Genomic DNA, 14458 nt, shown 5'->3' on the forward strand with positions numbered 1-14458 from the left:
GCCTCACTCCTTCTTAGCGTTGGCCGCTTTGACCTGCAGGTTGCTGGGCCAAGTGGCGTTCGGGTCCAGCTTGACCCAAGCCACACCGGGCACACCGGTCTTGACTTGGGGCAGGTGCTGTTGCATCCAGTCGGCATCCACCTTGGCCTTGACGCGGAACATCAACTTTTGACGTTCACTGGCCGTCTCGACCGTCTTGGGGGTGAACTGCGCCGTGCTGTCCACGAAGCTGATCTTGGCGGGGATGGCTTGGTTCGGGAACGCGTCAACCGCGATCCGGGCCTCTGCACCCAAAGCGATGCGCCCCGCCACCTCTTCGGGCACGAAGAAGGTCATGTACACATCGGTCAGGTCGATCATGTTGAGCACCTTGCCGCCATTGCCCAACACTTCGCCCGGTTCGGCCAGACGCGATTGCACGCGGGCGGCAGTGGGTGCCACCAGGATGTTGTCGTCCAGCGAGGCTTCCACCTGCGCCAAACTGGCTTCTGCGGCTTTGCGAGCCGCCAGGTTGGACAGCACCATGGCCTTGGCCGCGAGAACGGCTTGTTGGGCGGCGGCCTCTTGGGCCACGCTGGCCGCAACAGCGGCCTCCAGGCTGGCCACCCGATCCCGGTCATCATCCCGTTGTTGCGCCGAAGCAGCGCCGTCCTTGGCCAGGTTTTCAGACCGCGCCAAATGCTGGCGAGCCATCTTCAAATCGGCCAGTTGGACCAAGGTGCGCGCCGCCGTCGCGGCGAGGTCGCGTTCGCGCAGGCCGACCATGACTTTGGCGGTATGGATGTCGGCCGTCGCCTGTTCGACCCGGGCTGCGGCTTGGTCACGTTGCGCTTCCAGGGTGTCCACCTTCATGCGCGCCAGAACCTGCCCAACTTTGACCGAGTCACCCTCGTGCACCAGGACCTCGATCACGCGCCCAGCCGCCTGGGTGGCGATATCGATCTGGGTGGCATCGATGCGGCCATTGCCAGAGCCCAAGCCCAGCGGGCCCGGGGCGGGCTTGAACGCATGCCAACCCCATGCGCCGCCCCCCAGCACCAAGGCCACCACCACCAAGCCCTTCCAGGCGTGAGCAGGTGCTTTAGCGGCTGGCGCCGGTGCTGGCTTCGGCTTGACGCTGGGCGCGGCTGGGTTGGGGACGGCGGGACGAGCGACAGCGGTGGTTTCTTGAGTGGAAGTCATGGCAATCAATGAGCAGTGGGCGAGACAGAGGTGGAAACGGTGTTGGCCAACAGGGCCGAGCCACCGCCCAAGGCGGCATAGAGGTTGATTCGGCTGGAGATCCAAGCCCCTCGCGCTTGAATCAAGGCCTGCTCCACCTGCAGCTGATCGCGCTGTGCCTCCAGCACGTCTTGGTAAGGAGTGGAGCCCGCTTGGAAGCGGCTCTTGGCCACGCGCGCACGCTCCTGCTGCTGCACTCGGTCGGCCGTGCTCAGCTCCAGCCGCTGCTTGAGCCAATGGGTGTTGGACAGCGCATCATTGACCTCGCGGAAGGCGGCTTGAATGGCCTTCTCGTACTGCGCCAGGGACTCGGTGCGACGCCAGGTCTGCAACTCATGGTTGCTTTGACGTGCCCCACCATCAAAGATGGGCAGTGAGATTTGCGGTGAGAACATCCATGTGCCATTGCCGCCGTCAAACAATTGGCTGAACTGGTTGCTGCTGACGCCCCCCAGCGCCGTCAGCGTGATGCGGGGGAAGAACGCAGCACGCGCCGCACTCACATTGGCTTGCATCGCCTGCAATTGATGCTCGGCGGCCATGATGTCGGGGCGGCTCTTCAGCAAATCCGATGGGACCCCTGCGGGCACCTCGGGCCAGGCCTGAGTGCTGAGGGTGATCTTGGACAGGGATGTCATGCCGCCCCCAACCAAGAGGTTCATGGCCTGCCATTGCTCTGCCCGACCTTGCTGCAAGGCGACCAGTGTGGTTTTGGCCTGATTCAGCAGCAATTTCGCCGTCGTCAGCTCGACCGGCGCTGCTGCGCCCGTGTCGACACGGCGCTGGGTGAAACGCAAGCTTTCCTCGCGGTTGAGCACTTGGGCGCGCGCCAATTCAATTTGCTCATCCGAGCGCCCCAGGCCGATGTAGGTTTGTGCGACCTGCGCAATGAGACTCAGGGTGGCAGCGCGCCGGTTGGCATCTGCAGACAAAAACTGCTGCATGGCACTGTCGCGCAGGTCCTGCACCCGCCCCCAGAAATCCAGCTCCCAACTGACCATGCTGAGCCCGACCTGGTACCCGCTGTTGACCGCAGGGATGCCAAAAAATGCGCTGTTATCAGTCAGGCCGGCCCTGTTCGCACCGGCCCCTGCATTAATTTGCGGCAAGCCTACCGCATATTGAATGCCATAAGCTTTCTGCGCTTGCATGACCCGCGCTGCAGTTGCCCTCAAATCCCTGTTGTGCTGCAGCGCCTTGTTAATCAATGCTTGCAGCTGTGAATCAGTGAAATACTGCTGCCAAGGCATATTGGACAACGGAGCTGTCCGCGATACCAATCCAGTATCTGTCCCTGCGGGCTGGTCAAATTCGGCAGGGGCTGTCCAACTGCGCTCTGGCTGGCTCTTTTCTGGAGGCAAGACACAGCCGGCCACACAGGCGACCGCCACCAACAAAGCACCTGCGCTTCGCAAGAACTGGAGACGCTCACTCTTCAGATCCGGCATAGATACCTCTCACCTCAAATTCATTAAATTCATTAAATTCGGAGGTCAATCGTAAGCCGACTTAAAGCTTATTAATTCAACAAATCACTCCAATTACAATGTATTGCCAAACAATCATATAAAACACATCAGCAGCAAATTGATTATTAAGAGCTATTATTGTTACAATCATTTTGTCGTGAAAGTGCTCGCTATTTGAGCTGTATCAATGGCACTCAGAGTGATGAATGGCCATCCGCCCACCCCCCGCTGAACGCAGATGCACAGACCCCATTGGATGGTTGAAAGTCCATCACCCGGTCTGGATTGAGAGCACCGGCAAGGCGCAGTCATGACCGCGCAGAAGCGCTCGGACGACGGGGGACGAAACCCGACACCATTGGCACGGTGCCAGAGGAAACTTCAGAGGGCGGCCCCGATATGGGGGCACAAAGACGCCACAGACCAGGTCCCGCTGGACGCGAGCGATGACCCGGAGGAAGTGGGATGAAGGAGGGAGGAAGAGGAGAACGTGCGCCGAGCGGTCGGCATCTGCCTATGGCCAGGGCACACCCTCGCGTTCAAGGACGACCAAAACGAAAAAGTCCTAGAACATTTCTGTTCTAGGACTATCCGTTTGGTGCGGCTGGCAGGATTCGAACCCACGACCCCTTGGTTCGTAGCCAAGTACTCTATCCAACTGAGCTACAGCCGCTGAGATTTCTATTGTAACCTACTTTTCAGTCTTTTTTCAAGTTTTTTGAATTTTTATTCAAGCAACTTGTTTTGAAGATTGCTCGCCGGCTAAGGCGACTTCGTTTTAGCGAAGACCGCAATTATGCACCATTTTTTGGCCTCTGTACACAAACTGCCAAAAAATTGAAGTCTGGTCAGACGCCAGGAGTCCAAGCGAGCGCCCTGACGCCCGAGCCTGAGGCCGCGCAAGCCGCGCCAGCCCTCACTCAATGGTCCAAAATGCGCGTTTAGCCAAGAAGCGACGCCCTGGATTCCATGCAATTGATCAAGCCGCCCATGCCCGGGCTGAACAGTGCTCCCCCTACAACCTGCTCAACGCAGTCACTCTGCACACCAAAGGTCGAGAGCGTCCCGGCTGTACGCCCCGTCGTCACCAAGATCCCACACCCACTCACAAGACAAGCTCGCCCATGCTGAGCGCCGCCGTGTTGTGCCTGGTGCTGCGCGTGGCCGATGGGGACACCCTCAGCGCCCATTGCCCCACTGACTTGCAAGGAAGCGGCAGTCCCAGCGCCGTGAAGCTGCGTTTGGCAGAAATCGACGCTCCAGAGAAAGGCCAAGCCTTTTGCCAGCGCAGCAAGCGCTCCCTGGAGCAAATGTGCCTAGGCCAATGGGCCCAGGTGCGCGCCAGCCAGACCGACCGCTACGGTCGGTGGGTGGCCCATGTTCAGTGCCGGGGTCAGAATGTCAACTCAGCTCAGGTCAGCTCGGGCATGGCCTGGGTCTACCAGGCCTATGCACATGACCCCCACCTGCTTCAACTGCAAGAACAAGCCCAAACGGGGTCTGTCGGCTTGTGGGTCGACGCACATCCCACGCCTCCCTGGGAATTTCGCCGACAACAACGAAACAGCAGAGCCCATCGCGGCCCCGCGCCGACTTAGGCAAAATCGGGGGTGAGAACAAAGTCAGCACAGCAGACAATCAAGGGAAGTTCGATGGGATCGGTGATCTGCCGCGAATGCGGCACCCGCTTTGAAGGGAAAGCCTTCGTTTGCCCCCACTGCAAGGCTTGGCGGGGCGTCGCCGGTACGGGCGCACAACCCAGCGAGGAGGCGGACAGCAGTTGGCTGCAAGCCGTGGCCTTGGTGCTGATGGCCCTGACCCTGCTGGCCACCTTGGGGGTGGCCTTGTTTTGGCCAGAATCGCCACCGCCCTTGTTGCGCAACGGTACGCATGCACCGACCAGCGAAGTGGCGCCTTTCGCCCCCCAGCCAATCGTGCCTCCCCTGGAAAGCCCCAACCCCCGAGGCTGAGCCCAGCGAAACCCGGGCTGGAAGTGTGTCTGCGCGCAACGGACGCGACGGATGGACCAGGCCAGCAGGGGCCTGAACTCAGAGCCAGCTCATCGGTAGCTGGAGAGGTGGATGCTGGTCTCAGTGTTGTGAATGCCACTGATCAAGCGGATGCGCTCCAGCACCTGACCCAACTCAGCCATGGAGCGGGCCTCCAACTCCGCCAACAAATCCCAGCGCCCATTGGTGTCGTGCAGTGATGAAACCCCGGGTTCACCCAGCAGACTGGCGATCACCTGCCGGGTCTGATTGCCCTCCACCATCACCGCCATCCAGGCGCGAATGCGTTCCGGTTCAGCTTCAGGCCGCAGGCGCACGGTGTAGCCCACGATGACCTGCTGGTCCTCAAGGCGGCGAATGCGGTTGCTCACCGTGCCGCGCGAGACCCCCAATTTGTGCGCCAGATCGGCCACGCTCATGCGTGCGTCCTGGCGCAACAGGCTGATGAGGCGGTTGTCAGTATCGTCCATGTCTGCCACTTGTTCAATTTAGGCTGCCATTATGGCAATTTCATGCCGATATCAATGCACTTTTGACGATTCACATTGAGAGACTTCTTGGCGAGACTGCTGGCATCGTTTCAACCTTTGCACGGAGCCCACCATGACCCCACCACCACACGCCGCGTCTCCCTTGTACCTGAGCGCCCCCACGGTAGCCCAATGGATTGAGCAACAAGGCATCGCCACCTGCTTGCGTGGTCTCTGCGAGCGCCTGCAACTGGACTATCTGCGCTGGAACGAGTTTGACAAATGCGCCCGCGTGCCCAGCCACTCGCCTTGGGGCGTGATTGAGTTGATGCCCATCGCTGATGCCCAGCACTACAGCTTCAAATACGTCAACGGCCACCCCGGCAACACCCTTCAGGGCTTGTCCACCGTGATGGCCTTTGGCGTGCTGGCCGACATGGCCACTGGCGCCCCCTTGTTGCTGAGCGAACTGACGCTGACCACCGCCTTGCGCACCGCCGCCATGTCCGCCCTGGCCGCCCGCACCCTCGCAAGGCCTGAAAGTCGGGTGATGGCGCTGATCGGCAATGGCGCACAAAGCGACTTTCAGGCCTTGGCGTTTCAGCACCTGCTGGGCATCCAGGCCTTGCGCTTGTACGACACCGACCCTGCAGCCACCTGCAAGCTGGTGCACAACCTGCGCCACAGTGGACTGGAACTGACGGTCTGCCAAAGCACCCGCGAAGCCGTGCAAGGTGCTGACATCGTGACCACGGTCACCGCCGACAAATGCCAAGCCACCATCCTCAGCGCAGACATGCTGAGCCCAGGTCAACACATCAATGCGGTGGGCGGCGACTGCCCAGGCAAGACCGAATTAGCCGCCGACGTGTTGCTGAACAACCCCGTCTTCGTGGAATACACGCCCCAAACCCGCGTGGAAGGCGACATCCAGCAAATGCCGGCCGACTTCCCGGTGACCGAGTTGTGGCAGGTGCTGGCCGGTCAAGCCCCTGGGCGCTGCGACGCGCAGACCATCACCGTGTTTGACTCGGTGGGCTTTGCGCTGGAGGACTTTTCTGCCCTGCGCTACCTCTACGACAGTGCATTGGCCTTGGGGCTGGGCGAGCGCCTGGACCTGATCCCGGCGCTGAACGACCCCAAAAACCTGCTGGGCTGCCTGGGTGCCCAGGCCTTCGCCACCACGCAACCACCTGTCCAGCCCGCCCTGCGCCGGGCGGCATGACAGTTGGCCCTGACGGCTTGACGGTCAGTTCAACCCAGGGGCTTCCAAGCCGGGGCTTCGCGCTCGGGGTAGTCCTTGGGTCGGTACTGCTGCATCGCATCGCGCTGCTGCAAGCGCTTGAGCTGGCCCGGCTTGGGCTTGGGCGCATGGAGTTCAAATCGGGGGGATTTGGTCATGGTCTCAGGCACTCCGCGGATCGGTTAATGCAAGGTGTCGCTGCTGTCCAGGGATCGGTCCAGCGCCAGCTTCTCAAACGCGTGGCGCAGATGGGGCGGTGCCTCGATGTCGAAATCGTCGGGCGCCTCCATCCAGAGGTCTTGCAAACTGTCGGCCTCCAAAGGGGTCAACACCCACTGGTCCACCAGCGATTGGATCCAGGGTTCCATGGGCATGAGCTGTGCGGACATTCCATTCTCCTTGTGGGAAGTGACTGCGTAGCCGATGACCCATCATGGCAGATCGCGATGACAGCGCAAGCCCAAGCACCTGCGTCTTTTGGCCTATTCACAACACTTCCTTTTTGGACTTGCACAGCACTGTCACCTGGGACCCAGGCAGAGCGGCGCGTTGCGCAGTAGCATCGCGTGACATCAACGGCTGCGCGAGAAGCCGCTCCGCAGCCGGCGGAGTGCCCTTTGCAGCCCACGCCCCCTGCCCCACACCGCCATGGATGGACAAACCGATACCGCCCCGCCCGACAAAGCCCTGCTGAGCTACCCCTTCGAGGGGCCGCCCCCGCGCGGCACCACGTTGGAAGTCGCCCCTGGCGTGCACTGGATCCGCATGCCCTTGCCCTACGCACTGGACCACATCAACCTGTGGGCTCTGGACGACGGCACCGGCTGGGCCCTGGTCGACACCGGCACCCGCACCGACGACAACGCCCAAGTCTGGCGCGAGCTGTTCGCCAACGCCCCCGACCAGCGCGGACTGACCCGCATCCTGGTCACCCACATGCACCCCGACCACATCGGCATGGCGGGCTGGCTGACGCGCAAATTCAATGTGCGCATGTGGATGACCCGGTTGGAGTACATGAGCTGCCGGGTGATGGTCTCCGACACCGGGCGCGAAGCCCCGCCCGAGGCCATCGACTTCTACCGCCACGCCGGCTGGGGTGAGTCGGCCATAGAGAGCTATCGCCTGCGCTTTGGCAACTTTGGCAAACACATCCATGCCCTGCCCGAGAGCTTTCGCCGCATCCGCGACCAGGAAGTGTTGAACATCGGTGGACGCGAGTGGCGGGTGGTGGTCGGCACAGGCCATTCGCCCGAACATGCCTGCCTGTACTGCGCCGAGCTGGGCGTGCTGATTTCGGGTGACCAGGTGTTGCCCCGCATCTCATCCAACGTGTCGGTCCACCCCACCGAGCCCGATGCCGACCCCATGAGCGAGTGGCTGGACTCGCTGGCCAAGCTCAAGCGCGAGGTCCCCCCCGACGTGCTGGTCCTGCCCTCGCACAACGAACCCTTCCGCGGCCTGCATGCGCGGCTGGACCGGCTGGCGAGCGGCCAGGCCAAGTCCTTCGAGCGCCTGCGCCGTGCGCTGGCCCAGCCACGCCGCGTGGTGGACGTGTTTGGCGCCCTGTTCGCGCGCTCCATCAGCGAACAAGACGTGGGCTTGCTGGGCATGGCCACAGGCGAGACCCTGGCCTGCCTGAACCACCTGATGAGCCGGGGCGAGGTCAGGCGTGAAGCGCGCGACGGCGTGCACTGGTACCAGCTGAGCGAGCCCGCCCCAGTCACGCCCGGCGCGGGCACCGACGCCATCTCCACCCCCGACGAGCTCGCCGCCCCCAGCGCGACCTGAAGCTCGACGACCCTCGTTTTCCCATTCCAACCACGAGACAAAGAGGCCTGACCATGGATGTGCAAGACGCTGTTGCCTCGCGCCGATCGGTGCGCGACTTTCTGGACACCCCGGTGCCCGAAGCCCTGCTGCGCCGGGTGCTGACGCAGGCGCTGCGCGCGCCGTCTGGCGGCAACCTGCAGCCCTGGCACTTGCAGTTGCTCAGCGGCGAGCCCCTGGCCCAGCTCAAGGCGACGATGCAGCAGCGCTTGCAAGACGGGCCACCCGACGGCAGCGAGTACGACGTCTACCCCAAAGAACTGGTTTCGCCCTACCGCGACCGCCGCTTCCAGGTGGGCGAAGCGCTGTATGCGCAGCTGGGCGTCCCGCGCGAAGATAAAGCCGCGCGCCTGCGCTGGTTTGCCCGCAACTACAACTTCTTTGGGGCCCCAGTGGCCCTGTTCTGCAGCGTGGACCGGCGCATGGGCCCGCCGCAGTGGTCCGACCTGGGCATGCTGCTGCAAACCATCATGCTGCTGCTGCGCGCCGAAGGCCTGGACAGCTGCGCCCAGGAATGCTGGGCCATGTACCCGCAAACCCTGGCGCCGTTTTTGCAGCTGCCGCCCGAGCGCATGCTGTTCACCGGCATGTCGATTGGCTACGCCCGCCCCGACGCCGCCGTGAACCAACTGCACACGGTGCGCGCACCGCTGGACGAGGTGTGCCGCTTCGACGGCTTCTGAGCCCCCGCGCTCAGGCCGGGGCCTTGCTGGTCGGGGCCTCGGTGAGCTTGAGCAAGATGTCGGCGTACCAGACGCAGTTCAGGCCCAAAGACTCATCCTGCACCAGGTCGCGGTTGCCCATGTCCATGCGCGAAGAATGCACGCCCAACAGCTTCCAGGGCAGAGCCGCCGTTTCACCCTGCGGTGCGGGATGGCGCAGCACCACGGGGGCGCCGCTGGTGCCTCGGTGGGTGCGCGCATCGGTCAGGAAGAAGCCCTTGCCCTGAAAGCGAATGCCATAGGGTGAAGCCACCACCGCGTGGCGCAGCACCGGCAGGTGGTGCACCGCGTCGTGAAAACCCAGCGGAAAGCCCACCACCAGCAAGGAAGCGTCCACGGCCACCTCGGACAAGTCCTGCACCAGGTGTGACGGCGTGTAGGCGCGGATCACCGCGTTGGCGGGCAGTTGGCGGCGGTCCAGCTCCAGCACGGCCACATCGATGGAGCCGCCCGAGTCGCGCCCCTGGCGCCAGACCGCGCGACCGTTCTGATACAGCAACATCGAAAAGCCGGTGGACCGGGTCAGGTCGCTCAAGTCCAGGTGCAGCTCGATCTCCAGCCGGTCTGGCAGGTGGCCGGTGGCCTCGTCGATCACCACATGGCGGCTGGTGACGAGGAACAGGCGCTCGTCGCGTTCGAAGAAAAAACCGCTCGCATTGGTCAGCCCCTGCTGCCCCAAAAAAGCCGACACACGCGGCGCAGACAGGAACAAGGGGTCCACCGGAGCCGGCCGGGGCGCGGGCATGTCGCCTGCAGGAAGGGTGTTCAAAAGGGTCATGGGCAAAGCCGGTGCAAAGCGCTGACGCCAGGGGTCTGGCGCACAGGGTCAACCGCCGGTCGACCCCAAGACAAAGGCACACAAAGCGCTGCGTAGGTCGCCCCAGTGTAGGGGCAAGTGGCGGCAGGCGCTGTGCGGGCCTCAGCCTTCTTGGACTTTGTCCGGCGGCAGGTACTCGGCCAGCCAGGCCTCAAAGGCCTCTTGGGCGCTGCGCCGCAGCGCGGGCGCAAACACCACCTTGTCGCCGAGGTACAGGCAGTGGCGGATCACCGTGTAGGGATTGAAACTGAGCTGCGGATGGCGCTCTTCGAAGAACTGCTTGTAGCGCTTCACCGTGCCGATTTTCTCGCGCACGATGACATTGAACTCGGGCCGCGTGATCTCGGGCGCCCAGCTCTTGATGTGCTCGACAAAGCCATCCACCTTGCTGGGCTCGAAGGCAAAGTCCTTGAAGAAGTGATTGGCGATCTTCAAGAACGTGAAGGCGTTGAGCTCGGCCTTGGCCTGGGCCTCGGGGGACGCCACGGGCGCTTCGGGCACCAGCCCCTCCAGCGCGGTCTCATCGGGTGCGGACTGCAGCGCGGCCTCGGTCTCGTCGCGGATCTGGCGGAACTCGCGGTCGGCCAATTCAAACAGGGCCGACAAGACATTGATGCGCCGCTTGAGCGCATTGGGAATGGACTTCTTGTACTTGATCTGGTGGTCCAGCACGCTCCAGGAGTCCTGGATGATGGTGCGCACCTGCAACTCGAACTGTGCCACCGGCCAGTGCATGTCGGGCGACAGGCCCAGCTCCACCGGGCTGAAGGCCAGGTCCAGGTGCAGGCCTTTGTAGCCAAAGGAATCGTCGGTGCCCTCGACCTTGGCGATCTTGTCGGTGATCTCGATCACGCCAAAGTTGGGGCGAATGGCCTCGGCGATCTTCCAGATCTCGTCCTCGTACAGACACACCACGCGCAAGCCCAGCAAATCAGTGATGTGGGGCTGGATGCTGTAGGGCTGGTTCTGATCCTCCAACGCCGGGCGGTACTTGGCGGAGAACTTGCGCAGGCACTCGTCCACCTGCTTGACCCGGCCTTCGACCTTGGACACCTGCAGCCCTGACTGCCCTGACAGAAGGCCAGCGATGCGCTTTTGCAGCGCCTGGCACAAGGTGCTCAACTCGGCCGCGTGGGCCTGGTGGAAGGCCCGAAAGACCTGCTGTTCAAGCTCAAAATCACGGGACGGCATGGCGGGGTCAGAACAAGGCAAAAGAGGGATGGACCGCCCGCCCACGCGAGCGCGAACCGAAAAAATCATTCTGCCATAGGGGCTGCCAAGACCGCTGCAGCGTCAACGACCGAGCGAACGCCAACACCGTGCTCAAGGTGCAGGCAGAAGGGTCAGCCGGTAAATCAGCAGCGCTGCGCGGATGGTGCCGCGCTCAATGGAGGCGATCTCCAGGTCCTCTTCGTCGGTGTGGGCCCCACGCCCTTGGGCCCCCAGGCCATCGATGCCCACGGTGTAGGGCGCGACGAACTGCACATCGCCAGCCCCGCGCAGGCCCGGGTCCAGCAGCTCAATGCGGCCCAAGCCCGCGTCCTGGCTGGCTTGGGAGTAGCGCGCCGCCAACTGCTGCCCCGCCTCGGTCGGCGGCATGGGCGGGTAGTTTTCAGTGAAACGGATGCTGGCCGATGTGCCCGGCAAGTTGCCGTTGCTGACGATGCCCAGCATCTTCTGGCGCGCGCGCTCGCCTTGCTCGGGCGACAGATAGCGCAAATCGCCCAGCACTTCGGCATCACGGGCGATGACGTTGGACTTGCCAAACGCGCTGGCGGTGGCCGTGTCTTCGGCATAGGACACGTCGGTGCCGCCATAGACCAGGCCAGGGTTGAAGGTCAGGCTGGGCTCGATCACTTGCTCGCGGAAAGCATTGAGAATGCGCGCCGTTTCGTAGATGGCGCCATAGCCCGACGCGTTGGAGAACACCCCCATCGAATGCGCTGGCTTGCCCTTGACCCGCAGCACCCAGCCGCCCGAGGAGCGGCGCGCGATGCTGGCCGTGTCCACGCCCTGGTGCTTGTTGCTGCCCTCAAACGAAAGCGCGTAATCGGCCCGCTTGGCCAAGGCCACCATGTCGGCACGCGCGACTTGCAGGGGCTTTCCGGCACGCTCTTCATCACCAGTCAGCATGACATCGACATTGGCTGGGTCCAGCGCCCCAACGGACTTGAGGGCGCGTAAGGCCTCGATCAGGATCACGTCACCGCCCTTCATGTCGTTCACGCCCTGGCCCCGCACGCGGTCGCCACGGCGTTCCCATAGAGGCACAGTGCTGGTCTTTTCAAACACAGTGTCCAGGTGGCCCAACAGCAGCACCCGTTTGCCAGCGCCCCCCTCATGGCTGGCCACCAGGTGACCAGCCCGCTTCATGGCAGGGGGCATGTCGATCCAGCGGGTTTGAAAGCCCAGCTCGTCCAACTCGGCCCTGAAAAGCTCCCCCACGGCCCGCACGCCCTGGGGGTTCAAGGTGCCGCTGTTGATGCGAACCGCCTTCTCCAACAGCAGCAGGGCCGCGGGCGAGCGCTGCTGGACAGCGGCGACGATTTTCTGTTCGGTATCAGAGAGCTGGGCCTGGGCCGTGCCGCACAGGGCTGCGACCAGGCTGAACAAAGCAAGGCCATTTTTGTTGAACATGGTGTGTCTCCTGATCTGACGAGGGAAAAAGCAGCCTTCACCGGCCGCGCTCCGCCAGTCCACCGGACAAGGATACGAAGGATCGCGCAGAGCATTTCTGCGTGGCATGGCGTGCGTGCTGGCCGAAAAGTGTACCGAGGAGAGGCTGAAGTGACCTCAAGGGGCCCCAAACGGCAGCACACTCTTGAAAACACCGGTGTTGACAAGCCTCAGGCCATCTTGTTCGGCAGAGGTGGGCGCTGGGCTGGGGAGGTGAAACTGCACCGCTTCATCCCCCATGACCAGCAGTAGAAACAAGAAAAACTGCGCCTTGGACCATAGCGCATTTTCCTTTTTTAGCTTGGTAGGGCGTGAGGGACTTGAACCCGCGACCAAAGGATTATGAGTCCTTGTCTGGCAGTGTTTTGCAGTGTTGATCGGTGTTGTAAAAAATCTGTGTTTTCAATTAAATCAACAACTTATAGATTGCTACAAAAATCATAGTGTTGATCAATGTTTAGGAAAAATGCACAATTCTGGCTACATGGTGGCTACATGGTGGCTACATGGAGACCAAAGGATGGCGCGTCCTAAAAACGATGCAGCAGTGGACCTGAGCGAAGCGAGAGAGCTCACGGCCGGTGTGATTGAACGATTGCAGTGCCCGCCGGGCAAGGCGCAAGCCTTTTTGCGTGACCGCAAGTCACCCTCTTTGCGGGTGCGCGTCACGGCCAGCGGGGCCAAATCATTTGTGTTTGAGTCCAAGCTCAACCGAACCAACATCCGGCGCACGATTGGGGATGTTCGGAGCTGGACCATTGAGGCCGCCCGGGCAGAAGCCAACCGCTTGCGGGTGGAGCTGGATGGGGGCAATGACCCCCGCGAACTGGAACGCGAACGCCTGGAAGCCAAAGCCGCCAAGGCCGCGCAAAAGGTGGCCCAGGCCGTGACCGTGGGCGAGGCCTGGAGCGCTTACGTCGAAGCCCGGCGCCCACGCTGGGGCGATCTGCATTACCGCGACCACATCGCCAAGGCCAAGGCAGGCGGCGAGCCCGCCACACGCGGCACACGGGGCCGCAAAGAAACTGTGGCCGGGCCGCTGTACCCCTTGATGCAAATGCCCCTGCGCGAACTGACCGCGAGCGCCATCTCGGCCTGGGCAGAATCTGAAACCCAAACCCGCCCCACAGCTACCGCCTTGTCGTGGCGTTTGCTGCGGGGCTTTTTGAGTTGGTGCAGCGAACAAAGCCAATACGCCCAGGTGCTGCCCCCACAAAACCCGGCCAAGGCCAAGGTGGTGCGAGAAGTGGTCGCCAAGCCGAAGGCCAAGCAAGACGTTTTGCAACGCGAGCAATTGCCCGCTTGGTTTGCGGCCGTGAAGCAGTTGAGCAACCAGTCCGCCGCGAACTACCTGCAAATCTTGCTGCTGACCGGCGCCCGCCCGGGCGAAGTGCTGGCCTTGCGCTGGGAAGACGTGAACGAGAAATGGAAAGGCCTGACCATCCGCGACAAAGTGGAAGGCGAACGGACCATCCCCCTGACCCCTTATGTGGCCCAACTGTTGAGCCAACAACCCCGCATCAATGATTGGGTGTTTGCCAGCCGATCCAGCGACCCGAAGATGGCCGACAAGCCGATGAGCACGCCCCACAAACTGCATGAGCAGGCTTGCGCGGTGGCAGGCCTGGAGGGGCTGACCCTGCATGGCCTGCGGCGCTCATTCAAGACGCTGACTGAATGGGTTGAGGCACCGACCGGGGTGGTTGCGCAGATCATGGGGCACAAGCCGAGTGCGACGGCGGAGAAGCATTACACAGTGAGGCCGCTGGATCTGTTGAGGATGTATCACGAGAGGATTGAAGGGTGGGTGCTGGGGCAGGCTGGGGTTGGGATATCGGTGTGAGCGTGATGCTTAAAGAGCGCGCGTCTGCTTTCGGCGGCGGATTCAACCGGTCGATGCAACACACTGATAACTGCGTAAGCAGACGGAGTGTTGCAAATGAAGTATCGGACACGAAACTACTACACCGACAGCCAAAAGGCGCTGATGTGGGACCGCTG

General features: G+C 62.5%; 14 protein-coding genes and 1 tRNA gene. 6 read left to right on the top strand and 9 right to left on the bottom strand.

Features of this window, described 5'->3' with window-relative positions:
• Window positions 1-3 precede the first annotated feature (3 nt).
• From PSQ39_RS14175 to PSQ39_RS14185, 3 genes are all read right to left on the bottom strand, one after another.
• A complete protein-coding gene (locus PSQ39_RS14175) occupies window positions 4-1182 on the bottom strand; it encodes an HlyD family secretion protein (RefSeq protein WP_273927461.1) in 1179 nt (392 codons plus the stop codon).
• Window positions 1183-1187: 5 nt separating this feature from the next.
• Entirely contained in the window at window positions 1188-2669 is a 1482-nt protein-coding gene (locus PSQ39_RS14180) for an efflux transporter outer membrane subunit (protein WP_273927462.1), read from the bottom strand.
• Between the two features lie 617 nt (window positions 2670-3286).
• Window positions 3287-3363, bottom strand: a tRNA-Arg gene (locus tag PSQ39_RS14185).
• Window positions 3364-3814: 451 nt separating this feature from the next.
• On the opposite strand from PSQ39_RS14185, the gene PSQ39_RS14190 reads away from it, so the two are divergent.
• Together PSQ39_RS14190 and PSQ39_RS14195 are read left to right on the top strand one after the other, a co-directional pair.
• Entirely contained in the window at window positions 3815-4288 is a 474-nt protein-coding gene (locus PSQ39_RS14190; protein ID WP_273927463.1) for a thermonuclease family protein, read from the top strand.
• A 54-nt stretch (window positions 4289-4342) separates the two neighbouring features.
• Window positions 4343-4660: a hypothetical protein gene (locus tag PSQ39_RS14195; protein ID WP_273927464.1), complete on the top strand. Its 318-nt coding sequence runs from the start codon at window positions 4343-4345 to the stop codon at window positions 4658-4660.
• An 89-nt stretch (window positions 4661-4749) separates the two neighbouring features.
• Here the strand turns inward: PSQ39_RS14195 and PSQ39_RS14200 are convergent, their stop codons facing one another.
• Entirely contained in the window at window positions 4750-5169 is a 420-nt protein-coding gene (locus PSQ39_RS14200; RefSeq protein ID WP_273927465.1) for an Lrp/AsnC family transcriptional regulator, read from the bottom strand.
• 133 nt (window positions 5170-5302) lie between these two features.
• Between PSQ39_RS14200 and PSQ39_RS14205 the strand changes: the two genes are divergently transcribed.
• Window positions 5303-6394, top strand: a complete 1092-nt coding sequence (locus PSQ39_RS14205; protein WP_273927466.1) for an ornithine cyclodeaminase — start codon at window positions 5303-5305, stop codon at window positions 6392-6394.
• A 29-nt stretch (window positions 6395-6423) separates the two neighbouring features.
• Here the strand turns inward: PSQ39_RS14205 and PSQ39_RS14210 are convergent, their stop codons facing one another.
• Both PSQ39_RS14210 and PSQ39_RS14215 read right to left on the bottom strand, forming a co-directional pair.
• Window positions 6424-6570 (bottom strand): hypothetical protein, encoded by a 147-nt coding sequence (locus PSQ39_RS14210; RefSeq protein WP_273927467.1) that lies wholly within the window; start codon window positions 6568-6570, stop codon window positions 6424-6426.
• Between the two features lie 24 nt (window positions 6571-6594).
• On the bottom strand, window positions 6595-6801 hold the full coding sequence (locus PSQ39_RS14215) for a hypothetical protein (RefSeq protein WP_273927468.1): 207 nt from the start codon (window positions 6799-6801) through the stop codon (window positions 6595-6597).
• Between the two features lie 259 nt (window positions 6802-7060).
• Between PSQ39_RS14215 and PSQ39_RS14220 the strand changes: the two genes are divergently transcribed.
• Both PSQ39_RS14220 and PSQ39_RS14225 read left to right on the top strand, forming a co-directional pair.
• The gene (locus PSQ39_RS14220) at window positions 7061-8203 is read left to right on the top strand and encodes an MBL fold metallo-hydrolase (protein ID WP_273927469.1); all 1143 of its coding nucleotides are present in this window, start codon (window positions 7061-7063) and stop codon (window positions 8201-8203) included.
• Window positions 8204-8256: 53 nt separating this feature from the next.
• On the top strand, window positions 8257-8925 hold the full coding sequence (locus PSQ39_RS14225) for a nitroreductase (protein ID WP_273927470.1): 669 nt from the start codon (window positions 8257-8259) through the stop codon (window positions 8923-8925).
• Window positions 8926-8935: 10 nt separating this feature from the next.
• On the opposite strand, the gene PSQ39_RS14230 is transcribed toward PSQ39_RS14225, so the two are convergent.
• From PSQ39_RS14230 to PSQ39_RS14240, 3 genes are all read right to left on the bottom strand, one after another.
• Window positions 8936-9742, bottom strand: a complete 807-nt coding sequence (locus tag PSQ39_RS14230) for a trypsin-like peptidase domain-containing protein (RefSeq protein WP_273927471.1) — start codon at window positions 9740-9742, stop codon at window positions 8936-8938.
• 141 nt (window positions 9743-9883) lie between these two features.
• Window positions 9884-10972 carry a GTP pyrophosphokinase gene (locus tag PSQ39_RS14235; protein WP_273927472.1) on the bottom strand — a complete coding sequence of 363 codons (1089 nt, stop codon included), beginning with the start codon at window positions 10970-10972 and terminating at the stop codon, window positions 9884-9886.
• 132 nt (window positions 10973-11104) lie between these two features.
• Window positions 11105-12418: a M20/M25/M40 family metallo-hydrolase gene (locus PSQ39_RS14240; RefSeq protein WP_273927473.1), complete on the bottom strand. Its 1314-nt coding sequence runs from the start codon at window positions 12416-12418 to the stop codon at window positions 11105-11107.
• A gap of 559 nt (window positions 12419-12977) precedes the next feature.
• Here PSQ39_RS14240 and PSQ39_RS14245 point away from each other — a divergent pair.
• A complete protein-coding gene (locus PSQ39_RS14245) occupies window positions 12978-14300 on the top strand; it encodes a tyrosine-type recombinase/integrase (protein WP_273927474.1) in 1323 nt (440 codons plus the stop codon).
• Window positions 14301-14458 lie beyond the last annotated feature (158 nt).

Source organism: Curvibacter microcysteis (genome assembly GCF_028649455.1).
GTDB lineage: Bacteria > Pseudomonadota > Gammaproteobacteria > Burkholderiales > Burkholderiaceae_C > Curvibacter > Curvibacter microcysteis.

Coding starts and splice junctions, on each gene's coding strand:
- PSQ39_RS14200 (WP_273927465.1), bottom strand. CDS start 5,169: ATGGACGATACTGACAACCGCCTCATCAGCCTGTTGCGCCAGGACGCA.
- PSQ39_RS14230 (WP_273927471.1), bottom strand. CDS start 9,742: ATGACCCTTTTGAACACCCTTCCTGCAGGCGACATGCCCGCGCCCCGG.
- PSQ39_RS14205 (WP_273927466.1), top strand. CDS start 5,303: ATGACCCCACCACCACACGCCGCGTCTCCCTTGTACCTGAGCGCCCCC.
- PSQ39_RS14180 (WP_273927462.1), bottom strand. CDS start 2,669: ATGCCGGATCTGAAGAGTGAGCGTCTCCAGTTCTTGCGAAGCGCAGGT.
- PSQ39_RS14215 (WP_273927468.1), bottom strand. CDS start 6,801: ATGTCCGCACAGCTCATGCCCATGGAACCCTGGATCCAATCGCTGGTG.
- PSQ39_RS14240 (WP_273927473.1), bottom strand. CDS start 12,418: ATGTTCAACAAAAATGGCCTTGCTTTGTTCAGCCTGGTCGCAGCCCTG.
- PSQ39_RS14235 (WP_273927472.1), bottom strand. CDS start 10,972: ATGCCGTCCCGTGATTTTGAGCTTGAACAGCAGGTCTTTCGGGCCTTC.
- PSQ39_RS14220 (WP_273927469.1), top strand. CDS start 7,061: ATGGATGGACAAACCGATACCGCCCCGCCCGACAAAGCCCTGCTGAGC.
- PSQ39_RS14190 (WP_273927463.1), top strand. CDS start 3,815: ATGCTGAGCGCCGCCGTGTTGTGCCTGGTGCTGCGCGTGGCCGATGGG.
- PSQ39_RS14210 (WP_273927467.1), bottom strand. CDS start 6,570: ATGACCAAATCCCCCCGATTTGAACTCCATGCGCCCAAGCCCAAGCCG.
- PSQ39_RS14195 (WP_273927464.1), top strand. CDS start 4,343: ATGGGATCGGTGATCTGCCGCGAATGCGGCACCCGCTTTGAAGGGAAA.
- PSQ39_RS14245 (WP_273927474.1), top strand. CDS start 12,978: ATGGCGCGTCCTAAAAACGATGCAGCAGTGGACCTGAGCGAAGCGAGA.
- PSQ39_RS14225 (WP_273927470.1), top strand. CDS start 8,257: ATGGATGTGCAAGACGCTGTTGCCTCGCGCCGATCGGTGCGCGACTTT.
- PSQ39_RS14175 (WP_273927461.1), bottom strand. CDS start 1,182: ATGACTTCCACTCAAGAAACCACCGCTGTCGCTCGTCCCGCCGTCCCC.